The sequence below is a fragment of the Rhizobium sp. BK181 genome, from assembly GCF_014193305.1.
GTDB lineage: Bacteria > Pseudomonadota > Alphaproteobacteria > Rhizobiales > Rhizobiaceae > Rhizobium.
Map to the genome: position 1 here is coordinate 227487 of NZ_JACHZA010000006.1, position 25585 is coordinate 253071.

The 25585-nt window shown below is 56.5% G+C and carries 22 protein-coding genes and 1 pseudogene; 17 read left to right on the top strand and 6 right to left on the bottom strand.

The window, feature by feature from the left end:
* The first annotated feature begins 57 nt into the window (after positions 1–57).
* Both FHT77_RS17210 and FHT77_RS17215 read left to right on the top strand, forming a co-directional pair.
* The gene (locus FHT77_RS17210; protein ID WP_183756151.1) at positions 58–1554 is read left to right on the top strand and encodes an ATPase domain-containing protein; all 1497 of its coding nucleotides are present in this window, start codon (positions 58–60) and stop codon (positions 1552–1554) included.
* Complete coding sequence (locus FHT77_RS17215) at positions 1547–3601, top strand: response regulator (RefSeq protein WP_183756152.1); 2055 nt, start codon at positions 1547–1549, stop codon at positions 3599–3601. Before FHT77_RS17210 ends, FHT77_RS17215 begins: the two co-directional genes overlap by 8 nt.
* Positions 3602–4098: 497 nt before the next feature.
* Here FHT77_RS17215 and FHT77_RS17220 read toward each other — a convergent pair whose 3' ends face one another.
* Complete coding sequence (locus FHT77_RS17220; RefSeq protein ID WP_183756153.1) at positions 4099–4491, bottom strand: hypothetical protein; 393 nt, start codon at positions 4489–4491, stop codon at positions 4099–4101.
* A 104-nt stretch (positions 4492–4595) separates the two neighbouring features.
* Between FHT77_RS17220 and FHT77_RS17225 the strand changes: the two genes are divergently transcribed.
* The 6 genes from FHT77_RS17225 to FHT77_RS17250 all read left to right on the top strand — a co-directional run bounded on the left by FHT77_RS17225 (position 4596) and on the right by FHT77_RS17250 (position 12059).
* Complete coding sequence (locus FHT77_RS17225) at positions 4596–4778, top strand: hypothetical protein (protein WP_183756154.1); 183 nt, start codon at positions 4596–4598, stop codon at positions 4776–4778.
* Between the two features lie 1207 nt (positions 4779–5985).
* Positions 5986–6333, top strand: coding sequence for a hypothetical protein (locus FHT77_RS17230; RefSeq protein ID WP_183756155.1), 348 nt, complete (start codon positions 5986–5988; stop codon positions 6331–6333).
* A 415-nt stretch (positions 6334–6748) separates the two neighbouring features.
* Positions 6749–7837 carry a DNA topoisomerase IB gene (locus FHT77_RS17235; protein WP_183756156.1) on the top strand — a complete coding sequence of 363 codons (1089 nt, stop codon included), beginning with the start codon at positions 6749–6751 and terminating at the stop codon, positions 7835–7837.
* A 9-nt stretch (positions 7838–7846) separates the two neighbouring features.
* Positions 7847–8128 (top strand): hypothetical protein, encoded by a 282-nt coding sequence (locus tag FHT77_RS17240; RefSeq protein ID WP_183756157.1) that lies wholly within the window; start codon positions 7847–7849, stop codon positions 8126–8128.
* A 174-nt stretch (positions 8129–8302) separates the two neighbouring features.
* Positions 8303–11569, top strand: coding sequence for a DEAD/DEAH box helicase (locus FHT77_RS17245; protein ID WP_183756158.1), 3267 nt, complete (start codon positions 8303–8305; stop codon positions 11567–11569).
* 127 nt (positions 11570–11696) lie between these two features.
* Positions 11697–12059 (top strand): hypothetical protein, encoded by a 363-nt coding sequence (locus FHT77_RS17250; protein ID WP_183756159.1) that lies wholly within the window; start codon positions 11697–11699, stop codon positions 12057–12059.
* Positions 12060–12508: 449 nt separating this feature from the next.
* Here FHT77_RS17250 and FHT77_RS17255 read toward each other — a convergent pair whose 3' ends face one another.
* Positions 12509–12886 carry a GFA family protein gene (locus FHT77_RS17255; RefSeq protein WP_183756160.1) on the bottom strand — a complete coding sequence of 126 codons (378 nt, stop codon included), beginning with the start codon at positions 12884–12886 and terminating at the stop codon, positions 12509–12511.
* Between the two features lie 352 nt (positions 12887–13238).
* Between FHT77_RS17255 and ligD the strand changes: the two genes are divergently transcribed.
* The 5 genes and pseudogenes from ligD to FHT77_RS32270 form a co-directional block, all read left to right on the top strand.
* Positions 13239–15875: a DNA ligase D gene (gene ligD / locus FHT77_RS17260; RefSeq protein WP_183756161.1), complete on the top strand. Its 2637-nt coding sequence runs from the start codon at positions 13239–13241 to the stop codon at positions 15873–15875.
* Between the two features lie 203 nt (positions 15876–16078).
* Positions 16079–17296, top strand: a complete 1218-nt coding sequence (locus FHT77_RS17265; protein ID WP_183756162.1) for an MFS transporter — start codon at positions 16079–16081, stop codon at positions 17294–17296.
* A 70-nt stretch (positions 17297–17366) separates the two neighbouring features.
* Positions 17367–17636, top strand: a complete 270-nt coding sequence (locus tag FHT77_RS17270) for a hypothetical protein (protein ID WP_183756163.1) — start codon at positions 17367–17369, stop codon at positions 17634–17636.
* Between the two features lie 187 nt (positions 17637–17823).
* Positions 17824–18258, top strand: a complete 435-nt coding sequence (locus FHT77_RS17275; RefSeq protein ID WP_183756164.1) for a hypothetical protein — start codon at positions 17824–17826, stop codon at positions 18256–18258.
* A gap of 95 nt (positions 18259–18353) precedes the next feature.
* Positions 18354–18496, top strand: a pseudogene (locus FHT77_RS32270) (IS630 family transposase); the annotation flags it as partial.
* 830 nt (positions 18497–19326) lie between these two features.
* On the opposite strand, the gene FHT77_RS17280 reads toward FHT77_RS32270, so the two are convergent.
* The 3 genes from FHT77_RS17280 to FHT77_RS17290 all read right to left on the bottom strand — a co-directional run bounded on the left by FHT77_RS17280 (position 19327) and on the right by FHT77_RS17290 (position 21621).
* A complete protein-coding gene (locus FHT77_RS17280; RefSeq protein WP_183756165.1) occupies positions 19327–20400 on the bottom strand; it encodes a helix-turn-helix domain-containing protein in 1074 nt (357 codons plus the stop codon).
* A 424-nt stretch (positions 20401–20824) separates the two neighbouring features.
* Entirely contained in the window at positions 20825–20992 is a 168-nt protein-coding gene (locus tag FHT77_RS17285) for a hypothetical protein (protein WP_183756166.1), read from the bottom strand.
* Between the two features lie 131 nt (positions 20993–21123).
* Complete coding sequence (locus tag FHT77_RS17290; RefSeq protein WP_183756167.1) at positions 21124–21621, bottom strand: DUF1269 domain-containing protein; 498 nt, start codon at positions 21619–21621, stop codon at positions 21124–21126.
* A 1137-nt stretch (positions 21622–22758) separates the two neighbouring features.
* On the opposite strand from FHT77_RS17290, the gene FHT77_RS17295 reads away from it, so the two are divergent.
* Positions 22759–22971 (top strand): hypothetical protein, encoded by a 213-nt coding sequence (locus FHT77_RS17295; protein WP_183756168.1) that lies wholly within the window; start codon positions 22759–22761, stop codon positions 22969–22971.
* Between the two features lie 296 nt (positions 22972–23267).
* Here FHT77_RS17295 and FHT77_RS17300 read toward each other — a convergent pair whose 3' ends face one another.
* Complete coding sequence (locus tag FHT77_RS17300) at positions 23268–23453, bottom strand: hypothetical protein (RefSeq protein WP_183756169.1); 186 nt, start codon at positions 23451–23453, stop codon at positions 23268–23270.
* 518 nt (positions 23454–23971) lie between these two features.
* Here FHT77_RS17300 and FHT77_RS17305 point away from each other — a divergent pair.
* The 3 genes from FHT77_RS17305 (at position 23972) to FHT77_RS17315 (ending at position 25575) form a co-directional block, all read left to right on the top strand.
* On the top strand, positions 23972–24184 hold the full coding sequence (locus FHT77_RS17305; protein WP_183756170.1) for a hypothetical protein: 213 nt from the start codon (positions 23972–23974) through the stop codon (positions 24182–24184).
* A gap of 542 nt (positions 24185–24726) precedes the next feature.
* On the top strand, positions 24727–25152 hold the full coding sequence (locus tag FHT77_RS17310) for a universal stress protein (RefSeq protein WP_183756171.1): 426 nt from the start codon (positions 24727–24729) through the stop codon (positions 25150–25152).
* A 39-nt stretch (positions 25153–25191) separates the two neighbouring features.
* Complete coding sequence (locus FHT77_RS17315; protein WP_183756172.1) at positions 25192–25575, top strand: hypothetical protein; 384 nt, start codon at positions 25192–25194, stop codon at positions 25573–25575.
* Positions 25576–25585: the final 10 nt, after the last annotated feature.

Here is a 25585-nt window from a genome sequence, read left to right on the forward strand (position 1 = left end):
AATCAAGCAGATTGAAATTCTATTGATACCATCTGCGGCTGAGGGAGCGGACCTATAATGACGAAAGGCAGTGAGGAAAAGGCAAGAACGGGTGTCGCTGGTCTCGACGAGATACTGTCGGGAGGATTGACCCGCCGTCATGTCTTTCTTCTCGAAGGGGCGCCCGGTACGGGAAAGACCACGATTGCATTGCAGTTTTTGCTCGAGGGGGCTGCACTTGGCGAGCGCTGTCTTTACATCACCTTGTCGGAAACAGAAGAAGAACTGCGGAGCAGCGCAGCGTCTCATGAGCTTGAACTGAACGACAGCATCGAGATATTCGAGCTGGTGCCGCCGGAGAGCCTGCTTGACGCTGACCAGCAACAAAGCCTGCTTTACTCCTCGGATCTGGAACTTGGCGAGACGACCAAGATGATCTTCGAGGCGTTCGAGCGGCTAAAGCCCGCACGCGTCGTCATAGACAGCCTGTCTGAAATCAGGCTTTTGGCACAAAGTTCGCTCCGCTATCGCCGCCAGATCCTGGCCTTGAAGCATTTCTTTGCAAAGTCCGGTGCGACCGTGTTGCTGCTCGATGACATGACATCGGACACTATGGACAAGACAGTCCATAGTGTCGTTCACGGCGTGGTGCACCTCGAACAGTTGGCGCCGGACTACGGTTCAGAGCGGCGGCGATTACGCATCGTCAAGTATCGTGGGCAGGCTTTCCGGGGTGGGTACCATGATTTCATCATCAACACCGGCGGCGTCGTGGTTTTTCCGAGATTGCGCGCTATCGAGCACAGAACCGACTTTCACCGAAGCACGCTTGGAAGTGGCGTTGCCGAGCTTGACGGTTTGCTTGGGGGAGGGATCGAACAGGGATCCAGCACGCTGCTGATCGGGCCGGCCGGAACCGGCAAGACGTTTTTTGCGCTTCAGTTCGTGGACGCTCTCGTCAAGCGCGGAGGGCGAGCTGTGGTTTTCGTGTTCGATGAGGAACTTTCCCTCCTGTTTGACCGAACGAAGGCTTTAGGAATCGATCTCGAAAAGATGAGAGATCAGGGGCTGATCCATATAGAGCAGCTCGATGCGGCCGAGGTCTCACCCGGCGAGTTCGCTCAGCGCGTGCGTGATCGCGTGTCCGATTTCGACGCTAAGATTGTCGTGGTGGACAGCATCAACGGCTATCAGGCCGCTATGCCGGAAGAGAACGCGCTCATCCTGCATATGCATGAGTTACTTCAATACTTGAACAGGCAGGGCGCGACGACGTTCCTGACCGTCGCTCAGCACGGTCTCGTCGGCGACATGAAGACGCCGGTCGACGTTACCTACCTTGCCGATACGGTTGTGCTTCTGCGCTATTTCGAGGCGCTCGGAAAGATCCGTCGTGCTGTTTCCGTAATCAAGAAGCGCACCGGAAAGCACGAGGACACGATCCGGGAATTCACGATCAGCGAATGTGGCCTGACCCTTGGAGCCCCGCTTTCCGAATTTCAGGGCGTCCTAAGAGGGGTTCCGAGTTACATGGGCAAAGGCGAAGAGCTGCTGTCTCAGCCGGAGGATGATTAAGATTCCTGACCTATCGACGACCATTCTTGTGCTTGCTCCATCCGGCCGTGACGCCGAGATTGCAAAGGCACTACTTGCCGAAGCCGGATTGGCTTCGGAATCGGTCAATGACCTACAGCAACTGCTGCAGAGGATCGGCGAGAACACGGGATTTGTCGTTCTGACGGAAGAGACGCTCCGTTCCGCAGATCTGAAACCGCTTGCCGAATGGATCAGGAATCAGCCCAGCTGGTCGGATATGCCGTTTATCGTCTTCACCCATCGCGGGGGTGGACCCGAACGCAACCCCGCCGCCGCGCGCCTGTCTGAGGTTCTCGGCAATGTCAGCTTCCTCGAGCGGCCTTTTCATGCCACGACATTTGTCAGCATCGCACATACCGCGATGCGCGGCCGCCGCAGACAATTTGAGGCTCGGCTGCGCATCGAGGCCCTGAACGAAAGCGAGCGACGGCTCCAGACCGCACTCAAGGCCGGCAGACTCGGCGCGTGGGAGCTCGACCTCGCTACCAACGTCCTCACCACATCTCAGACTTGCCGCGCGATATTCGGCAGAGGGGCTGAGGACCGATTCACCTACGAGGATCTTCTCTTCACGATCCATCCCGAAGATCTCGACCGAATGAAAGCTGCGGTCGCTACCACCATCGACACGGGTGCTGATTACTCAATCGAATACCGTACCATCTGGCCGGACGGTTCTGTACACTGGGCGGAGATGAGGGCGCAGCTCTATCGAAATCGTAGCGGCGAGGCTGTCAAACTTGTCGGCGTATTGGCCGACATCACAGATCGGCGTAATGCCGAGGAGCAGCAGAAAAAGCTGAACGAAGTCCTCGAGGAGCGCGTTGCAGCCCGAACAGCGGAACTGGAAGCGGCTCACGCAGCTGTCATGGCGGAGGTCGCACAGCGCGAAAAAGCGGAAGAGCAACTCCGACAGGCCCAGAAGCTGGAAGCGATCGGTCAACTCACCGGGGGTGTCGCCCACGACTTTAATAATCTCCTGATGGCGGTCCTCGGTAATCTCGACCTCATTCGCAAGAATGTTGGTGACGATCCTCGCATGCAGCGTTTGATCGAGGGCGCGGTTCAGGGTGCAAAGCGAGGCGCCTCGTTGACGCAACGGCTGCTGGCATTCGCCCGGCGGCAGGACCTGCAGGTCAAGTCCGTCGACATGAGGTCGTTGGTGGCCGATATGGAAGAGCTATTGAAAAGATCAATCGGACCGATGGTCACTCTCCTCCGACAAATACCGGAAGACCTGCCACGGGTCCTGGCGGATGCCAATCAGGTGGAATTGGCGCTGCTCAATCTGGCGGTCAACGCCCGCGATGCCATGCCCGAGGGAGGCACGTTGACGGTCGCCCTCAGGGAGGAGGCCGTCGACGATTTGGATGATGATCTCGGACCTGGCCGATACGTGGTCCTGTCGGTGACCGATACGGGTTACGGCATGGATCCGGACACGCTCAGCAAAGCCATCGAACCGTTCTTTTCGACCAAGGAGCTCGGCAAGGGAACGGGCCTCGGTCTCTCGATGATCCACGGGCTGGCTTTACAACTCAATGGTCATTTTCGGCTGAAAAGTTCGCCGGGCGCCGGAACGACGGCGGAATTATGGATGCCCGTCGCACAGGCCAGGGAAGAACAACTGCTAAAACCGTTGCAACTACAGATCGAGCCTCCGACTGATAGTGGCCCGAAGCGCATCCTGCTGGTCGATGATGATATTCTGATCGCGATGAGCTCTGCGGACATGGTGACCGATCTCGGCCACGAAGTCGTTGAAGTTCACTCCGGCGCAGAGGCAATTCAGGTCCTTCAAAATGGTCAGGATTTCGATTTGATGATCACGGATTTCTCCATGCCTGGAATGAATGGGGCCGATCTGGCCAAGGCGGCTCGTGAAATTCGTCCCGATCTTCCCGTCCTGCTCGCGACTGGTTATGCGGATTTGCCAAATGGGATGCACGTTGACGCTCACAGGCTGAGCAAACCATATTCCCAGGATCAACTGGCGTTGGAAATAGCCAAAGCGTTGAGTCACTGATGGCGAGGCAAACCCTGCGGAGGGGCCGCTTCTAAGGGACATCTTGAGTTGTCGCCATGTCATCGATGACTGAAATCACAAGCCCTCGTGTACGGGTCATCGATCTTGGGACGGCCGGAACTGGCCGCTTCGATGTTTGTGAGGTGGGTAGCAAGACGTCGAACTTCAAGCAGACGCCCTGTAGCACGTGTCAAGGTCGCGTGGTGCGCTCTTGGTCAATCCTGGCCAGGGATTTCGGCCGACAGGCCGTCCATCACCTCATCGATGCCAATGTGCCATCAGCGCCGTTTTGGAAGGCGTCGCATCTGGCCTACTCAAACCCACCGGTGGCATTTGTGCCCTCGCGGCTCATCGGCCAGGACCGAGATCCAGACATTCGGTTCAGCGCGAGGACTGAATTGCGTCGCCGAGGAGAAGCTGCCGTATTGCCCCAGCCGCACCCGCTCGGGGAACATTGATGTGACGCACATTTGACTCGGTAGGGGCAGTCGACCAAATCATCCGGAGTTAAGCCAGCTTGCCGAGAGGCCATAAATTACAATCCAGATGTAAAGCAGGAAAAAGGTCGCTACTGCGACAATGATGATTCCAACCAAACCGCTGGCTGCTCGTCGCTTTCTCTGGTTTTCCTTCGGGCTGTCTGCAGATGGAGCAATGAATGGCTCATTTTTCCGCTCCGTGTCAGGTTTGATCACGCTCGATCTCCTGTCTAATATCTTAAACCGCGTCTCAACAAGCAGCGAGAACGAAGGTTCCCGAACAGCCTTCGCACGTCGGCCGAGGCAGGTATCGAGCGACATCGGAATGAGGTAGCCATCAATGCCAAACAGGCTGGTTCGGCACCCGATCATGTCTGGGTTGTGTGTCCTGACGCTCGAACCATCGATCATTCGCACGCTCGGCTACTTCTCTGGTTCGTACGACAGGTACGCTAGCGTACTGAACACTCTTCCTTGCCGAAGCGTTTTCCCTGGGGAAACAAAGGAGATGTTTCATGTCCAGAAGAGAACTCGTCGATACCGCCTCAGACAAAAGATACGTGCGTCGCGACGAAGGCGGCCGATTCAAGGAGTCGACTGACGTCAGCAAATCACTGTCGGCGGATCGCCGACATAAAGCGCAACATGCAGCCAAACCAGGCCAAGGCGACCGTGGCGATAAGGTGAAGAAGCAGTGAAACCATCGCCGTCCATAAGAGCCGGCAGTCGAGTATAGCTATAAACGGGACGATCGAATGTATGAAGGCGACACCCGCAAACCTTCAAGAAGTAGCAAGCAGCAGCGCTTGGAGGCATTTGAGGAAACCTCCCGCTTCGCAAGGCAGGTCGCAGATGAGGAGCGACGGAAGCGCGAAGCAAAGACCGAGCGTTTGAGGAAAGCGCGGCTGTTGGCGAAGAAGCAGGAGAGTTAGAGCCACCCAATCGGACAAGGGCGCGCATCGCCCCATGGGCTGCGGGCGTGTCCTTTCCGTCTCTTCGCGGGCGACAGCCTTTGCTCCGGCAATCGCGGCTTCGCAATCCTGCAGAACAGAACCTTTGGGATCCTCGACAAAACGGTCGCGTGCTCGCCTAACATTGTACTCATTCGTGCGTCCGACAACCTGAGATTCGGCGGTTACCGAACGCCGCGGGCTGTTGGCAGTCGCCGCAGAGCATCGGGTTAGAGGTTTTCGGAAACCTCTCGCCATCGCTGATGTGGTGGGTGGGTAATTTCGTCGACAGATAGTCTGATCAAGGTTCGCTGCGTCACTGTTCTCCAGCGCTACGAGAATTTTGTGGTGCTGACTGTCAAGCTCGGTCGGTACCGTCCTTTTTCGCTGCATCGCTCAGCTGCTTTCCACGGTCTTTGAGCATGTCCTGCGCGAACTACCTGGCATCTTCCGGCCCTTCCTTGGGCAATATCGATTTTCGCTGTCTCGATCTCGAACATGTTGACATAGCCGCCTTCCCAGCGAAGTCAGAGGCGTGCTGTCCGTCGACGTCGCCCGAAGTGAAAGCGGGGAGGGCAATCAGGCAAGCCAGAAGAGTGCGATGGGGAGTTTTTCATGATTTGCTCCAATTGGACCTGCGCTCGCTCCAAGATGTTCCGCCCAGCTGCAAAACGCTCGAACGAGGATTCGGTGGAACTTCGATCTTCTGGCACGGTTTGAGTGGGCGAAAGATCGACAACGCAGCAGCTTACCGCATCGCCGGCCCAGTCGTCGCCTTCGCACGCCAGGCAACTTAGAGAGGAAATCAACAATGGACCCGGGATCCTCACATCGACCGCTGATGATCTACGTAGTTGCAACACTAATGATCGGCGTGGTGATCACGGTGGGATCGCTCGTCGTCGTCGGCCTGAGTTAAAATCCGGCAGCCCAAAACTGAAGTGGGAGAATAGCAATGACAAAACAAGAAGAAAGAACCGGTGCTCAGGTGCGCGGACAGATTCAATCCGGGCAGAGCGGCGATCGCCGATCAGGCTTTGATCCCGCTGCGGCACCGATGGAAACCGATGCAGAGGCCGGCGGAGTGCCAATATCGCCGGAGCAGGCAGGTATGGCCATTGAAGATCGAGCAGGATTGAAGCCGGACATCCAGCAGAACTACGACGTCGCCATGCGTGAGCCAGGATCCGCACGGACAATATCGCAGACGGGCCGCGTCGTGCCGTTAGGCATCATTGTCGCCGGCCTTGTCCTTGTTGCCGTTGGACTTGCGATCGGTAGCTGGCTCCTCGGGCCGCCCTGATATGTACATCGACCAGACGCAATGCTGAAGGTTCTCGATCGACCAAGCTGCTTGGAACCGCGATGACAAGATGCCGTGACGACCATCAATCGCCCTGCGAGACGACATTAAACCCGGAGCTCGGAAGCAAGCTCCGCGCGGAGGTCCTGAGCGAAGATGGCTCTCGCCGAGCTTATCGGCGCCATTGCTATTCTATAACCCGGAAGCCGAAAGAGGACCACAGGGTCCTCGGTTACGGCGCGGCCGTGCACGAAGCCCCGTCGTCAGGCTCTTGAGGAAGAGCTCAAAACATCGCGCGCCGATGACGCCCGCAGCAGATACTATCGCGTGATGCCTGGCGTGGCCAAACCAGCCCGACGTTCTTGGCTTCACTAGCAGCCGGAACCGGAAGGCCGGGACCGGAGTTACGGATGTCATGAACCAGATGCTTTCCAAAGATGCCGTAAGGACTGCCGCTGCGGGCGCAAAGCTGGCATCCGGCCTCGTTTATCTGTCTTCTCTCGAAAGCGGCTTCACGCGACGGCCGGGCAAAAAAGGCTTTCTGTATTATATGCCGGACGGTCGACGTGTCACTGATCCAGCCGAAATCACACGTCTGAATGCCTTGGCCATCCCACCCGCCTATACCGACGTCGTTATCTCCACGAACCCGCTGTCCCACCTCCAAGCGGTCGGAACCGATGCACGTGGGCGGAGGCAGTACCGCTATCACGCGGAATGGCACATGGAGCGGGGACGGGCGAAGTTTGAACGTCTCGTTGATTTCGCTGCACGGCTACCGGACCTTCGCGAGAGAGTGGATCTCGATCTGAGATCCCGAGGGCTCACCATGGACAAAGCGCTCGCAACAGTCGTTTGGATGCTGGACAATCTCTATATCCGTATCGGTAACGTCGCCTATGCCGAGGAGAACCGTTCATACGGGCTGACCACGCTCCGAAACCGCCACGTGAAAGTTGATGGAGGGAATGTCAAGTTCAAGTTCAAAGGCAAGTCGGGCAAAGAGTGGAATCTTTCCCATCGTGATCGTCGCATCGCAAATGTTGTAAGAAAGCTCCAGGAGTTGCCCGGTCAACATCTATTTCAATATGTTTGCGATGAGGGAGGCTGTCGTCCGATCTCTTCCCACGACGTGAATGGCTACATCCGCGACGTCACGGGAGAGGATTTCAGCTCAAGACAGTTTCGAACCTGGGGCGGGACTTGCATGGCTGTCGCTGCACTTGCGCCAGTTGAAGCCGCCGCCTCCAAAAGGGGGATCGCCACACAATTGAACGAAGCAATTGACCAGGTCGCGGCAAAGCTTGTTAACACCCGCTCTGTCTGCCGATCTTCCTATATTCATCCCGCGGTTTTCGACGACTTTCGCGAAGGAAAACTGCGGGATGTTTTACAATTGAAGACAAGAAGCGAGCGGCTCTTGGAATGGATGGATGTTGAAGAGATCAGAGTCTTTCGTTGGTTGCAGAAGAGAGTTGCCACGCCAAATTCTACCAACCCATAGGAGCCAACTGTGAACACCGCCAATCTACAGCTCGAGGGACTGATCATGGCAGTCGCAGCGCTTTCCAACGCTCTTGTAGCGAAGGGCGCATTTACCCACCAGGACATCGCAGCGGCACTCGGCCGCGCTGAAAGGGCCGTGGCCGAAGATGATGATCACGAACTCTCGAATTCGAATCGCGCGGCAACCTTGTTTCCGATCCGCGTTCTCGTCCTCGCCAACGAAGCCGCGCAGCGGGGCAGGAATTTCACGTTTTCTGATTATGCTGAGCTTGTCGGAAAGCTGACATGATTGATTTTCCTGGTACCTTCAAACTTCACCCCTGTCGACGTCAAAAGCGGCCAGCGGGTTAACGTGCACTGTCGCGAGCGGATTTCAGCTCGTTGGATGGAGAGCGAATTTCCTGGTGAAAAGCGCCCGTCTCAAAATCACACACGCTGCTATCTGATTGGAAATATATAATTGATGGAAGCCAACGCCGCGACTGACATTGCCAACGGCCCCGCTTCCGATAGCTTGCCACCTCCAGCTTTCGTGGCAGCAAGCCTTTTGAGAGAGCTGCAGGAAAGCACGCATAATCTGGTCTATGTTGCTTCAAGCGAGTTGGCGGCGACCCAGATCGCGAGCGCTGTTATGGAGATGAACCCGATCGCTCCGGTCGTTATGCTTCCTGCTTGGGACTGCCTGCCCTACGATCGCGCTCCACCCTCAAGACACAGCATGGGCCGGCGCATGGACGCTCTCAGGGTCTGGCTCGAAAGCCCAACAGGACCCAAGCTTCTTGTAACCTCCCTCGAAGCAATGGTGCAGAAGGTACCACCACTAGGGGTCATCCGAGACACTTGGTATCGCCTGGCGATCGGCGAGAGCTTCGACATAACCACGTTTCTGGTCTTCGCGAAGCGGACCGGATATTATGAGGACGGAAATGTCGACGAGCCCGGAGAATTCGCATTTCGCGACGGTCTGATCGACATCTTTCCAGCCGGCGGCCGTTACCCAGTGCGTGTCACCTTGCGCAACACTTTGATCTCGGAACTTTGGTTTTACGATCCAACCAGCCAAAGGACGACAAAGGCCCTGGAGGAGATGGTTTTCGGACCTGCGTCGGAGGCGGTAATTGGCCGCGACGAAGAAAAGGACGACCCGGCCAACACGGCGGACGCACTGTACAATCGGCTTTTTCGACAATATGGCGAACTCCCGAGCGCATTCGACATTCTGGAAAACGTCAAGATAGCGGTGCCTGACCAAACCTTTCGTCGACTGCCGTTCTATCTCGAATTGATTGATGATGCTCGTCACGCCCATGTGGCTTTCGGCGGACGAGCTTTCGAGCACTCGCTCTATATCGATGAAGCCCAATGGACGTTTTTCATCAACAAGTTGCCTTCTTTTGAGATCGACACGACCGCGGCTCAAGAAGTTCCGCAATTCAGCGAATTTGTCAGTCCGGGCAAAGCACTGCGGACTTTCGTCGAAGATCATATTCGTTCAGGATGGACCGTCGTCTTGGCAGGAGAGTCGGTCGATATCGAGCGCGCTACCCAACGATTGGTGCAACAGACAGGCTTCAGCATTCAACCGATTGGAACATGGCTGGACCATCAAACCGCGCCGCCGGGAAGTCTGCTGAGGCTTTCCCGTCGTCTGCATCATGGCTTTATTGACCACCACCAAAGACTCGCCATGCTTGGAACGGCAGACATTGTGGGGCGGGCGATACCAACGCAGTACTCACAGGTCGGGATAAATACCGAACCAGACCTCGAGCTCGGCGATTTGGTCGTTCATGAGGATTACGGCATAGGCAGACTGTCCGGATTGGAAACAGTTGAAGTTGAGGGCGAAACTCGCGATGCGGCACGTCTCGTCTATTATGGCGAAGCATCGATCCTTGTGCCGATGGACGACTTCGGTAAGATCTGGCGATATGGCTCCAACGCCACTGCTGTTCCTCTCGACCGGTTGCATACCGATGGTTGGAAGAAGAAACGGGCATTGGTAGATAAAGACATCCGCGCAGCGGTTCGTCATTTGAAAAAAACTGCCGAAAACCGCCAAGCGTCTCCGGCGCAGGCGGTGAAGCCGCCTCGGGCCCGATACGCAAGATTCGCTTCCCGTTTTCCCTATGGAGAAACACCGGATCAGGCTGCGGCTATCCAAGCCGTCATGACTGATCTTGCATCCGGCGTGGTGATGAACAGGCTCGTCTGCGGTGATGTGGGTTTCGGAAAGACTGAGGTGGCGCTTCGAGCGGCCGCCGCTGTCGCACTTGCAGGGGGACAAGTCGTCGTTGTATCGCCAACCACTGTCCTGACAAGGCAACATTTCGTGACGTTCAGCAGACGATTTGCCGGCATGGGAATAGAAGTGGCGATGTTGTCACGGGTCGTCTCCCCGAAAGAGGCGAAGCGCGTTAAGGCGGGTTTGAAAAACGGCGACATCAGTGTCGTCGTTGCTACACAAGCGATACTCGCCAAAGACATTTCACTGCCCCGTTTGTGGTTGCTGATTATTGACGAAGAACATCGTTTCGGTGTTCGGGATAAACAAGCCCTGCAGGAGCTGGCGCCTGCCATCCATACGATAATGATGTCGGCTACGCCAATACCGCGAACCCTGCAGACCGCATTGATTGGAATTCAGGACACCAGCCTGCTGACCGCCCCGCCGGCGGAGCGAAGACCGGCGCGGACGGTGGTGACGGACTTCGACAAGGCTTCTCTCCGCGTGGCGCTCCTTCGCGAATATCGCAGAGGCGGCCAGAGCTTCATTGTTACGCCGCGGATCGAAGATATCGAAGAACTGCGTGCTATGCTTGCCAATGTCGTACCAGAACTCACGATCCGCGTAGCGCACGGGAAAATGCGGGCGGTCGAGATGGATGAAATCATGGTCGATTTTGCAGATGGACATGGCGACGTCTTGCTCGCAACCAATATCGTTGAAAGCGGGCTTGATGTGCCGCGCGCCAACACGATGTTCATTTGGCGTGCCGACCGCTTCGGGCTTGCGCAACTTCATCAACTACGTGGCCGCGTTGGAAGGTCCAAGGTTCAGGGCATATGCTACCTGATCCTGCCGCCCGACAGGAACCTCGCAGATGCCACCCGATCGCGGCTGTCGACCATCCTGGACAATGATCGCCTTGGCGACGGCCTGTCGATCAGTTTGGACGACCTGGAGCTCAGGGGCGGTGGCGAGATCGAAGGTGACAAGCAGTCAGGGCATCTAAAGGTTATCGGTACCGCTCTTTATCAGGACCTGTTGGAGCGCGCGATCTCCGGAAGAAAAGAAAGCGGCCAGTCTAAAACCGACGTTAACCTCGGCATATCAGGGGCAATTCCTGGTGACTATGTCAGCGACGCCGGCGTCAGACTCGGACTGTATTCAAGATTGTTGCGAGCGGACTCACTGGATCAGGTAGAGGCGCTCGCGGAAGAGTTTGACGACCGGTTTGGCGACCTCCCGGTCGATCTGGCGCTTTTGCTGCGCCTGACGAGCGTTAGAGTAGCTGCGCAGCTGCTTGGCATCAGAAGCGTCGAAGGAGGTCCCAAAGGGATCGCGTTGACCTTCAACAACAAGGACACCCGGCACATCAAGAAGCATTTTGATCGAATTCGCCCCAGTTCCTTACGTGAAGGGAGGCTGATCTTTGAGGAGCGAACAAACTCTGGTGAAGAACGGCTGGCCCTTTTGGAGCAGCTGCTGGACGTTGGCGGGCGGTAAAGTCTTGTCGGAGCGGGTGAGAACGCAGCCTTTCCAAGATTTCTTCGGCCTTGGCCCACAGTGCGGTCGAGGGAACATCTGGTTTCTTCGAAGGTTACCCGTTCGTCAATTATTCATGGAGTTTTCGATGAGAACCGATAGCGCCGGAAGCGATCAGAAGACGGTAACCGAAACCGCCACGGAGGCGAGACAGGGGAACTTCGGTAAACCGGTCCTCATCGTTCTGGTGTCAGGTCTGCTCCTCGCGTTCGTTGCCTGGGGAGCGGTCGAATGGTGGGGGGAAAGTCTTGACGTCGATCATAAGCCGACCGTATCAACAGCGATCGACCCGATCAACGCGCAGCCATCTGGAAAAGGCACGTTTGACGACAATCCCGCCGGTGGAGGTTCAAGGCCACCACAAGCCACCGATCGCGATCCGACTGCAAGTGGAAGCGGTGGAGGAAAGACGATGATCAATTCGCCCAGTGGAACGGAAAAGGTTCGTTGATCCCTGCGATCACATAAGATCAGCAAGGAAAGTCCGTTACCTTACGCCCGGAACAGGCAAAGGGCAGGAACGAACGCTAAAGGGTTGATGCTGGTGAAACACGGCAGCCACGTCTCTCATCGTGGTGGTTCCAATCCCCGTCGTAAAGCGCCTCCGGCTCGGACCTCCCACACGCCGGGGGCGCTTTCTTGCAAAATTTGCATCTCGCTCGCCGCTAAGAGCAGAGCAAGACTGGTGGCAGTGGTTCAGATTGCTGGCACCCATTTCCAAATGACGCCTTCCCTGCGATCCTCATCGTAGTTGAAGACGCGTCGGCCAGAGGTTGCAGCAGGTTCAAGGGCCCTCCTTCGCGACAGGATTCACGCCCGTGCCGGGCGCAAACTCTATTGGCAGCGGAAGCTGCGTAGCACATCGTCCGTTGAACGTGGGGGCACGGCTGATCCTTTCAATCAGGCGATCTTGTCTTCGGTGTACTGAACGGCGTCATTGATCGGCGAAAGCCAATGCTCTCGCCTTTTGACCCACAGCTCGTATGTCGGCGCCAAAGCCGTGGGGGCGTCTCGTAGCGTTCCAAGTTTTACCTCTGCTTCATTATCATTGTATGAGAACATCCTACTTCCACACGTCGGGCAGAATCTCCGGCCCTCGTGAACCTCCGTTTGCCCAGACGTTGAAAAGGAAGAAGCGGGCCAGACACCAAAGAATGTGAAAGCCGAACCGCTTTCCTGCCGACAGTCCGTACAGTGACAAATTCCTATGCGAGTGGCTTCCCCTTCGAGGCTATAAGTTACGCGTCCGCATCGACATGATCCTGTGATCCGTGTCATTCTTGTCCTCCTGCTTCATCCTCGCCGGCTTGCAGATCCAGGATGGAATTTCTTTCGCCGGGAGCCAGCTCTCATACAACCTTTGAGGATCCTCACAGTTCCTGCCTGGCCAGGTGAGGTGTTGGGCGCTCCCCGGCACCACGAAACTCCTTGCCGCGGCCAGCGTTTCTCTCACTGACATGATGATCAGGAGACCGTTCGTGGCGAATGACTGGGTGGCAATTTCTCTCAACCATTTCACCTCAAGTAAGCGTTCGTACCTGTTGGGTGCAGGTGATTTTGCCCGATCGGCCCTGGGACCGGCAGCTTTGTGGGGTGAGCAACGAATGTCGACGAAAGAAGGGAGGTCATAATGAGCGATACTCTTTCAACCTATCGTGCCAAGCGGGATTTTCACCAAACCGAGGAGCCGAGCGGCAGAGTTCCCGTGAAGGCATCCAATCGTCTCCGTTTTGTAATCCAGAAACACGACGCAACCCGCCTTCACTATGATCTCCGACTGGAGCTTGATGGAGTCTTCAAATCGTGGGCAGTCACGAAGGGTCCGTCTCTGGATCCGCATGACAAGCGTCTGGCGGTCGAAGTCGAAGACCATCCCCTCGACTACGGCGATTTTGAAGGGACGATCCCAAAGGGCCAATATGGCGGAGGCACGGTGATGCTATGGGACCGTGGATTCTGGGAACCGGAGGGAAAGGGTTCCCCTCAGGACGCTCTGAAGAAAGGCGATTTCAAGTTCACACTCCACGGAAGGCGTCTTCACGGCAGCTTTGTTCTGGTGCGAATGCGCGGTGACCGCGACGGCGGGAAGCGGACAAACTGGCTCCTGATCAAACATCACGACGACTATTCGGTCGAGGAGAATGGGGATGCCATTCTTGAGCAGAATGTGACGTCCATTGCGTCCGGTCGGACGATGGATCAGATTGCGGATGGAAAGGGCCGCAAGCCAAAACCGTTCATGATGGCGAATGCCGACCTGAAATCCGACGCGGTCTGGGACAGCAAGAATGGGCTTGCCGCGGATGAACGCCGAAAGAAAATCGGCGCCGCGGAAAAGGCGCCGGCTGACCTGCCTGACTTCGTAGCGCCTCAGCTCTGTAAAACATTAGCAAGGCCACCGGCAGGCAAGAATTGGCTCCATGAGATCAAGTTCGATGGCTATCGGATTCAGATGCGAGTGGCCGCGGGAACTGTCATGCTCAAGACGCGAAAGGGTCTCGACTGGACGGCCAGATATTCCGAGATTGCCTCGGCGGCGTCTGGACTTCCTGATTGCATCATCGACGGCGAAATCTGTGCGCTTGACGAAAACGGCGCTCCGGACTTTGCCGCACTCCAGGCTGCCTTGTCAGAGGGAAATACTGGCAATCTGGTCTACTTTGCTTTTGACCTGCTGTTTGATGGGGAGGAAGATCTGCGCTCGATGCCATTGGTCGGACGCAAGGACCGTCTGCGCACTTTGCTGAGCGTAATTGGAAATGAGCCCCGACTCCGTTTCGTCGAGCATTTCGAAACGGGCGGCGACGCCGTGCTTCGTTCCGCCTGCAAATTGTCCCTCGAAGGAATCGTTTCAAAAAAGGCCGATGCGCCCTATCAGTCTGGTCGAAGCGACGCTTGGGCGAAGTCCAAATGTCGAGCCGGACATGAGGTCGTGATCGGGGGTTACGCCACGACCGGCGGCAGGTTTCGATCCTTGCTGGTCGGTGTCTACCGTGGCGAGCATTTTGTTTACGTTGGAAGGGTTGGCACGGGCTACGGGGCAAAGACTGTCGATGTACTTATGCCAAGGTTGAGGGAGGTCGATACGACCTCTAAATCACCGTTTACGGGGATTGGAGCGCCCAAAAAGGAAACTGGTGTCGTCTGGCTAAAGCCGGACCTTGTGGCCGAGATCGAATTCGCTAGCTGGACATCCGACGGCCTTGTTCGCCAAGCCTCCTTCAAAGGGCTGCGGGAAGACAAACCGGCGAACGAGGTCAAAGCGGAGAGGGCAGCCTCGCCTGAACAGACGGAAACACCTGATCCACAGGTAGGAAAGAAACAGCGGACCGCCGGTCGAAGGGGCGCGAAAGCCGAAGTCATGGGTGTTCTTATTTCTCATCCAGATAAGCCGTTGTGGCCCGATGGCGGGGATGGCCGGCCGGTTACGAAGGAAGACTTGGCGCGATATCATGAATCCGTCGGTGGTTGGCTGATCGATCACATAAAGGGTCGTCCATGTTCGATCATTCGCACACCGGATGGCATTGCCGGAGAGCAGTTTTTTCAACGTCACGCAATGCCGGGAACATCGAACCTGCTTGAGCTCGTGAAAGTATTTGGCGACAAGAAGCCTTACCTCCAGGTCGACCGAATTGAGGGGCTTGCGGCGATCGCGCAGATTGGCGGTGTCGAACTGCACCCATGGAATTGCGAACCTTACCAACCGGAGGTCCCAGGACGTCTCGTATTTGATCTGGATCCCGGCCCGGACCTGCCGTTTCCGGCCGTCGTTGACGCTGCCCGGGAGATGCGCGATCGCCTTGATGAACTCGGGCTTATCAGCTTCTGCAAAACCACTGGCGGAAAAGGCCTGCATGTGGTGACGCCGCTTGCAGTCAATAAACGCAAGCCGCTTTCATGGACCGAGGCCAAAACCTTCGCGCATGACGTCTGTTATCAAATGGCGCGGGACAATCCTGATCTCTACCTGACCAAAATGACGAAAAGCTTGAGGAATGGACGTATTTTTCTCGACTATCTTCGCAATGATCGTATGGCAACGGCTGTGGGGCCATTGTCACCGCGTGCCCGTCCCGGCGCAACCGTATCAATGCCTTTGACCTGGGCACAGGTGAAGGCCGATTTGGATCCTACGCGGTTCACGGTGCGAACGGTGCCCGCCCTCATCAGAAAAAGCTCCGCGTGGAAGGATTATTGCGACAGCCAACGGCCACTTGAAGCTGCCATAAAAAGGCTGGACCGACAAAATAGGCGACCATCTTAGCAACGCAGGCTTTCCGGCTGGCCGATAACGAGCTTAGCGGGTGCTCCTGCCTCAGAGCAACGAACCGATGGACGATGGGCCGGAGTGGTGGTAGCCGCCTGCGTTTGGCTATTGTCTCTGCCGCGACGACCAGTCCCCGTTCTCTGGACTATCAACAGTCTTCGTAGATAGTATGAGCTTTGGCTTCGGACGGAGGTCCTGTCATGACAAGCGATCACCTCCAAGGGCTTCTGGTCGCTGTTATGATCGCTTGCGTTGGCACGTGTTATGGCTTCGGATTGAGCCTGTTTCCGCAGATAATCCCCGACATGCGCAGAAGCCTTGCATTCGACTACGCATTTGTCGGCACGGTTACCGGACTTATCCAACTTGCGTCAGTCGCCTCAGCATTGATCAGCACCTGGCTCGTTCATCGTATCGGTGCCGCCCGAACGGTGGTGGGATCCGTCGGCCTTTGTGGGTTGTCACTGTCGACTGTCCCGCTTGCGGAGAATGTTTATGTCCTCGCAGGTCTGTTGATGATTGCCGGCTCGACTGGAGCGTCAACTTTCGTGCCAATGATCGATCTCGCCTCCCGGGTCGTGAGCATCAGGCGCCGTGGCTTGGCCATGAGCCTGATTTCCAGTGCACCGTCCTATGGGGTACTCGGAAACAGCGCCCTGGTGGCGGCCTTCGCCGGCAGTGACCGTTGGCAAATTGTCTGGTACATAACCGGAGCGATTTCCGTTTTGTTGACCATCACCACATCTATCCTATTCAAGCGAGCGGGGCTTTCAAGTCTCGCTCAAGGCCCGCAAGTCGATGGCTTCGCGGAGAGGCGGCCAAGTCTGCGTGCGATGGTGCCGTGGGTTTTCCTCGTCTTTGTCCTGGGATTTATTAACGGCGTCATGCCGTTCCCATATCTCACCTATCTGTCGCCGCTTCTGCGCGAGGAACGAGGTTATACGGTTGGTACTGTCTCATTGCTCTGGGCGACGATCGGTACCGTTGGCATAGCGGCCGGGTTTGTCTTGGGCAGTATAGCGTCGCGATTTGGATCGCGACTGGCGATGCTTGTGTGTTATCTGTGCTTTGTTTTGGCCGGCCTTTTGATGCATATCCAAGCACCGTTGGAGCTCTCCGTCATTTCTGTCGTGTCTTTTTCGCTCGGTTTTTATCCGATCTACGGTCTCCTCCCCGCGTATGTCTCGCATCGCGCCGGACCACGTATCGCCGTAACAGTCATGGGTATATGTACCGTGCTTCAGGGACTCGGCGGCGCCTCGGGCAACATCTTCGGCGGCCTAATAAAGACTTCTACCCAAAGTTTTGAAGGAATATATCTCGCGGTAGCACTCATCGCTGCTGTCGCCGCCGGGATGACAATGTTGCTGACTAGCGACCAAAAACAGCGCCACGAGCTGCCTAATAGCAGACCATAGGACATGATGGGAACCATGCCCATCTGGGCGGCGGCATTCGAGCCCGTGGTCGCAGGGTGATGAAATTTAGTTGGTACGAAAAATTTTGGACCCGGGTTTCGTCTTCTTTGCTCGATGGCGTATGACGCTCTTGGATTTCGTCAGCGCAGGGGATTTTGCAGATGTGCGCGATATTGGTTCTGATCTTGCTTCAAGCGGCTTCGCATTGATTGCAGCAATGCTTGCCTCCAGCTCGGACAAGCTGGAAATGACATTGTCAAATATGCCCATGATTCCCTCGATGCTCGGGGCCTCGCCATGGTCTCCGCGAGGCTCGTTTAAGCCAAGTCACGCAATTTAGACATAACTAATGCAAATCGACGCCGGGATGTCAATGTCAAGTGAAACCGGCCTCGCGGCTTCGATTGGTGATCCGTCGAGAGTGAGGGCGGTTGCACCTGCAGATTTGGCTGAACGCTTCCGTCGTGGCTTGTTTCAATCCAGAACTGCTCCAGTTGTTTGTGATGACGTTCATAACGGAGAAGCAGATGCCACCTCGCAAACGAACTGAGACTTCGCCGCTCGGGCAAGAAAGCGCCAAGATTGGTGAACCCGTGCCAACCGGTATCATCGATACCAACACGGCATCGGTCGGAATTCCGCCCGGTTCAGACTTCGATGCCGAGGAAGAGCTCGGCGCCTTGCGCAAGCAGTTGGAAGGTCTTCGCGAGCAGGTAACTGAGGCCTTGCAGGCGGCCAAGGGAAGCGCACGCCAGGCTGCCAGACAGACGGAAGCAACCGTAAAGCTCTACCCGGTGTCAAGTCTCGTCGCTGTCGCTGTCGTAACAGCCGCGCTTTCGTTCGCAATTGGTGGCGCCAGGGTAGTGCCCCAAAGATCCCGATATGAACGCGCGCTGGATGACATCAGGGAACTCTTTGAGGAGCTTCGTGAACGCCTCTGGAGGCAGCCCGGCCGGACGTGAGCATGACTGCAATGCATCTCATGGGAAGCGAGCAGCTTCGTCCGGAAATCGCTCGGGCGAGAAGTCCATGGATCGAAAGGCGCAAGCCAGCCATGACGCAGACGTTTATCGCTGGCCTCAGATCGCATTCCATGGTCGCGCCATGGATCGTTAGCAACTCGTCCCAACTCTACCCAAGGGCGACATCGTCATTGCCGACAATGTCCGTTTCCACAAGAGCCAAAAGGCCGAAAAACTTCCAGGATCCGAAAGGCACGTGACTGCCGTAACGGTGTGAGGACCAAAAAAAGGCCCCGCATAGGCGGGGCTGAGGCTGAGTTTGGACACTGGGTGAAAACACGCGCCGATCAGTGAGGCTCGCATTTTCCGGGCCCAACTCCCGGGGGCATGGCAGGTTCCCAATGCTCGACTATTTTTTTAGGCGATTCGCTGGCTCTAAAGCTTGTCGCATTTAACGCACCAATGAATGTCGAGTTATTCCAGACTTGGATTGAAACAAGGCTGACAAAACGCTCCGGTTGGTCGTTGCGAGACACGTCAGGCGAATAGGCCGGTAGGAACAGCAGCCTGGCACCGGTTTGTCGGATGATGTTTGTCGACGTCTCATGGATAAAAGTGAGCGTGCCAAAGCCTTATAGACGGAAGCGATTTCCGCACCCGCGCACGTGTGGAATGAGGCCATAGAAAACTATGGCGACGCTGTCAGGCTCCGCGACAGGCTTCGAGCCGGAAGCGAAGATCAGTCTTTGCTTGTGGAGTATGAGCGACCTTGCGAAGAGCTTGAAGACGAAATGCGTTCTGCGTTGCAGATATTCTGTAAGCGTTGTCTTACATTGTTCGATCATTCCGCTGGGACGAAATCCTTCCTGGATGGTGCGCTAGAAAATGGTGGGAGGCTCGCCGTGCAAGTGGTAAAAGAACAAGTGCGACTTGCGGCCAAAGGCAAGCAAATTGAAGCCGAGCTGAGAACAGCACCGTGCTGGTCCCGGCAAGGGCCTATCGCAGTGTGCTACCATTACCATCGACATCGCGCAGGCTCGATGACTGCGTGATAAGAAGACGCGCGGGCTAACCCTGTAAGCGTCGCAGGAGAACCCCTAACCGTTCCACGGAGGGGCAGTCCGCGAGGTCGGAGCGCACGCGAATGCCACCGCCATCTCGATTCCTCACCTCGCTCGGACTGCAGCCGAAGGTCCGCTTGAACGCCCGGCCGAACTCGGCGCCGTCGCCGAATCCGCGCTCTTCGCCAATCTGAAAAATGAGACGCCGATCGCTTGGATCTGTCAATGCTGCGTAAGCGCTGAGCAGTCGACGATGCTGGATGTAGTGCATGACGCCGCCAAACGGCTCGAACAGGTTGTAGAGGCGCGTTCGCGAAACGCCAAGTTCCTTGCGCACCATCTCGCTGCCGAGTCTCGGGTCGAGCAGCTGGTTGTTAATCAATCGGCGGGCTCGTTCGAGGAGCAAGTTCGCAATGGGGCCCTCAGCCGCCTCCACATGACCAGTGGATGGCGAAACGCAAGCAAGAATCATGGCTCGGGTAGCAGCAGTGAGGCTTGGAAGATCGGCTTGCGCCAGCATGGGCAGGCGGCGAGCGACATCCACCAGATAATCCGAAAACAGGCGTCCCATTCCTGTGGCGAGAGTCGAAAACTCCGCCGAACTAAGCGTCGCCGCAGTCTCAACAGAAAGGTCCCTGGGCACAAAGAGCATCAGCATTTTGCTCTCTTCGGCGACCATGCCCTCAAAAGAGCGGCCGAGAGAATGGATCTGAACCTCACCGAGCCCGCCGCCGAACGCGTATCTCTTCGTTTTAGTGCGAATTTTCCCTTTCAACAGGACGGTCATTGTCCAGTGATCGACGGGATCACGTCGAACACGGCCCGGAAGGCTGGAGAACGCGTGGCTATCCGTGTTGATTTCGGCAAGCACCAGGCTGCCGAGGTCCCATAGCTTTTGCCGGCCGGTGAAGGTTGACGTTCCCGGAGTGATATCAGCGAGATCCAGCATTGGTGCGAAATTGTCATGCCATAGATCAAACTGCTCGCCCCGGCAAAGGCCGGCGGTGGATAAATGATAGGAAGGTAAGGACGATCTTGGGCCGCCCACCAATATTCCGTTCTCCGCTTCGCGATCAAGCATCAGAACGTTCTCGCGAGGCCTGTCGCGCTCCGGGAAAGTGCACTTCATTCGTACTTTCCTCCTTAGCCCATGGAATGGGCGGGGTAACGTCGGAATGATGCAATCGAATGGTTTGTAATCTGCTGGGCATAAAAGACGTCACGCGGTCGTAGGATCCGCATGCTCGGTCTAAAAGACCGCAAGCCGAAAGGTAATGAGTTCTCCCTCCAGCAATCTAGCCTTTCCGACCGGGATTCTCAACCGTCAGATGCAACATCGGCAACTCTCGCCGCTGCAGGGTAGTTGGGCCCATTTCCTACCTTCCGCGCCGGACTTGTTGCCGCTGATCGCGGCGCCATGCATGAGCGCGGCACAACTCCTCGCGCCGTCGGTCATCGCAGATCAAGTTTTGCAGTTGTGCTGTCCCGGCGAGTTCGCATCACGGCTAGGCTGCCTTCGCACGGGCTGCGGCGTCCATCAAAAAACGCCATTCGCCAGTGAGCAGGACCGCGCCGACATTTGCCCGGCGCAGAGCCCGTTGGGAGGCCTGGCAGAGCGCTTCGATCCGAAGCGGCTTCGTCTTCATCAACGAGAGTGTGCCAAGATCAAGCACTGGATGCGCCCAAGTGCGAAACATTGAGGAAACTTGGCGACATCTGGGGCTGCTTGCCGACACCACAAGCCAGAAGAATGCGCCAACTACTTCTCAACGCCGGCTACGCCTCCGTCAAAACATGACGGGCTCTAGCTGGCTGTAGCCGCCCCCTGCAATGCCTCCCGCAAGACATGTTCCTTGGTTTCATCAAGCGAGGTCTTCAAAACGACACCCCCGAAGGCCGATATCTGCTTTAGGACCTTGTCTTCCGTCATCTCCTGGATGAGGACGAACAACGCCGCGTTGCCCGGGTCAAGGTTAGCGGAAAGCTGTTTCATGAAATCGTCATTGATTCCGACATCTGTCAACGCCCCGCCAATAGCACCGGATGCTGCACCGACCGCTACTCCAAGGAGTGGATTGAGGAAGAGCACACCGATCAGAAGGCCCCAGAAGCTACCAGATGCGGCGCCCGCAGCCGTGGTATTGACCAGCTGGCTCAGCTTGACCTTGCCGCCGTCGGTCTTGGTCGCGATGACGGCGTCTCCCATCTTGATGAGATACTCCTTCTGCATTTCTAACAAGCGCTGACGAACTTCCTCTGCCTTGGCTTCGGTCGGATAAACAATCGCAATCAAAGTTGACATCTCTGCGCTCCTCCAGAGTGGTGTACCAAACGAAGATCGAGATTGGCTGGCGCCGTAGCTTAACCGACGGCGCTTCCTTAAGCGCTTTGTCGGACGAGGTTCAGCACAACCCGACGCCGTGGTCGGAACTATAGAGCGGTTCAAGAAACGATGTGATCGGCATAGAATCCCATAATCCTGCTTACAGTCCGGATTTTAAGGCGGCTCTCGTGCGTGCGGTGTTCTTCCGTCTGGTTCGCCGGTGCTGTTCGGGAACTCTGCCCGCCGAAACGCTATTCCGCGGCGGGCGCTGATGTTCGATCGGGTTTTCGGTCGACGTTTCAACCAGGGAGCCGCCACGAGCCTACCAATGAGTGAACGACGACCACCACCAATCACGATGAAATCCGCAACTGGGTGCAAACACGGAGCGGACGACCGTCACGCGTCAACGGAGGAAGAGACGGAGGTTTGCTCGGGACCGGCGATCCCGAGGAAAGTCCCGAGGAGATTTCATGGCGCGATTTCTCTGAGATATTCGACCGACGCAAGCTTGCTTTCCTCGATCAGGATGAGACGGCGGACGGAGAGAAGAGTCGTTTCAACAAATTTTGTCGACAGATGAGGAAAACGGCATGGTCGCCGATTGCCCTCCGCATTGAGCGACCATGCTGCAGCACGATGAACAACAGCCTGACATCGACGGCCGAAGCCGGCACGTCGGCAGGGGAGGGCTGCGCACCGATCAGCGTGAGTCGACGACCTTCTGAATTTTCTTGTGCTTCGTCATTTGGATGAGGTGAGTGACGTAGGCATGCTCTGCATCTGCGAGCGCAGTATCGAGGTCGACGCACCTGCCAGTCAGATTGAGGGTCGTACCATCGGATGCGACAAGACGCCAGGCCCAAGGCCTTCCGGAAGTCCGATTGCGGTCGTCCCGAGCAATTGATCCAACAAAGCGCCCCGCATCCACGATGTGAAAAAGACCCGCATCCGTTGAAGGAAAAAGCTCAAGCCTATCAGGCTTTGTCAGTGTGGCCACGGCACTCATCCCGACTTTAATTAGAAAAATTCCGAACAATTCAGTGACAGCTTTGTTCCTGTCTCCAGTAGCGAACTTCCGGAGTTTGGATGCCCGCATAGGATTGCCCCACCGGAATGGATCTACCGCCGAATGCCCTGTGGTTCCTCCTAGAGGCCCGACGCGAGGGGGCGGTGATGGCCTTCGACCGATCATCTGCGGCCTTGCTCGTCGAAATGTCGATGATGCAATGGGTCGGTCCCGACAGATTGACCCTGGGTCCCTCCGGGAAGGACCACTATGATCGCATCGTCACGCTTTATCGGCAGCGGTTCTCGGCTGGTGAGTAGACGGGAACCTGAACGGCACGCGGAGGCTTGCGCGATGCTCGGTCGACTGACCGAATCGCTCCTCCCTGAGCCAAAGACTTCGACCGTTCGCTGACCAAACGCCGTCGGTTGCTGCCGGGCATCGGCGGTCGCTTGCACATCGGATCTTTCAGCGACGAATGGCGAAGAAAGCGAGCACCGAAGACACATCTGTCCTGCCACTCTACCGCAGAGGCCCAATAATGTCGGCGTTCGACTCGTCGTTTCCGAGCTTGATGTTGAGTAGCCACTGACTGCCAGAGGCCAGGGCCGTATTCCTATCTTGACCGCATGCGGCGCGTCACATTGTGGACGAGTTCGCTGGTAGAGGCGAACTGGCCAAACAGGGCAAGGAGCTTCGCTTCTTCCTTGTCGTCCAGGCGATGGAGTAAGCAAAACTCAGCGACGCTCCAAACTTTCATTGCTGCGATCGGCTCAGCAGCAGTCGAATCAATGTGTTGCATGGTGGTCCTCCCGACGAAGACGCTACTGAAGCGAATATTAGCTGGCAATCAAATAAATCATTCGACCCAAAATTCTAGTCGGCGACCGTAAACTTTGCCTTCGGCTATGTGCTTGTCCGCCCACGTTGGTTCGATGCGCCTCTGGAAATCGCCCGCCAGCATCACCACGTCTAGGTCTGCGCTAGTCCGCGCGAGTTTGGGCCGGCAACTCACCAAACATCGGTATCACCCGGCGCTGCCCTCTTCCAGCGACGGTGGTGCGCGCGGCGGGTTGAGCCAACACGGGCTCCCCGCTGCGTTTGCTATTTCAGTGCAGCCACACAATCGCCTGGCGCGCGGCTTGCTCCGAGCCGACCGCCACCACACGCATCCGCTGTCCGAAAGGCTTGGGAACCAGGTCAGCGGTCAATCCTGCGTCGCTCCTTTTGGATCTTGTTGGAGGTCGCGGGTTCCTTCGAAGCAAATCGGAGCTTGCGCACCCACATAGCCGCGGCCGATACTCGGGAAAGAACGAGAAATTGCGGCCAGGTACTGTTTGGCGCGCATTTGTCGGCTATTCCGAGATGCTTGGCGACATCGTCCTCAACGAAGCGAGCAAGCTCTTCATACTCGGCTATCAGCGAAACATGAGTATTGTTACGACGAAGAAGGTCAATGTGGCGGATGAGGAGGCTGTAGTCCTCGCAGAGTTCGCGGATGTCGCTGCGCGCCTTGGGCACCGATCGAAGTGAGGGACACTTCACTTGAAGAAGCAACCACCCGTGTTGGACACTGTTCATGTGAATCTGCCCATATTCCGAGTCAGCCTGGTCGCCACCGAGATACCAGTGATCACCTGACTTGACTGCGTTTTAAGGACTTCGTAAAGGCCCGGGCTAAGTGGGTACGATATCGTACATTAGTCCTGCTTGGAGAGCTCGGATGATCCGATTGGCATGCATGACTTTGCAGCCTCCAAGCCCGTGCAGGACGCTTTCACGGCACGACGTCATTTCGGTTTCGACCAGCATCTTTTGCCTCTCCTGACCCGAACTCTCTGCAAGGAATTCTGCGCCCTACTTTTGCGCGGAAGCACGCCAGTCGATACACTCCTCGTTTCTGCGACACATGCATGGACTGAGATCAAGGGAGTGACGTCTCGCATGCGTGGAGTGTTGGCAGGCCGTGAAAGCATCACCCAGGATGACAAACGACGCCAAGCTTCTACCAGATTGATGAGGATCAAGGATCGTTGCCACCGTGTCGTTACTTTGGTGGCGGAAGGATGTGCCTCATGTTTACAAAAACTCTTGTGCCGACGGACGGTTCAAAGCTAGCGGACCAGGCCGACCAGAGCGCGGTGTCCTTTGCCAGAGACGCAAACGCGTCAGTCGTTTTCGTCCACGTGGTCGAGCCTTTTCGGATTTTCACGCTAGACACCGACAAGCTGACCGCGAACCGAGAGGACTATGAACCATCGTCAGATCATCAAGCGGTCACGTTCCTGGCCGCGGCCGAACGGCGGGCACGGGATCAGGGGATAGCAAGCTACACGGTCAAGGAGCGAAGCGATCAGGTGCATGAAGCCATAGTCAAAACGGCCCTGGTCAACGGATGTGACCTGATCGCATCGCACGGCCGCGGAGGGGTGGCCGGACTTCTGCTCGGCAGTCTTACGAACAAGGTTCTCTCTCGTCCACAGATCCCCGTACTCGTTTAACGCTGACTGAATAGACGCCTAACAGCGAAGGAAGAAGATATGACTCCGAACAACGATCTTGGCTTCTCCATGCGTCCGAACCTTCCGGGCGTTACCGCCGCAGAGAAAATCCTGGGGGCGGGCGTCGATTTTCAGTATCAGGTGCTGAATGCGACCTTCCAGGCGCAGATGGCGGCCATCGATTTTTTCTTTCGACGTTCGCAGCAGCAGGCAAAATTGATTGGCGCCCTAGCTGACAGCGCGGAGTACAACGATGCCCTTGATGTCATCGGCGATTTTGTCCGGGTAGCAAAAATCGATTTCGCGACTGAAGCGAGCGACATTCTCATGATCGCCTCGACCATGACGTCGCAGGCTGCACAAAGCATCCGCGATCAGACTGATGCGACGCTGGATGATATTGCCGCGCGAACGATCGTCTAGCCTGAGTGAA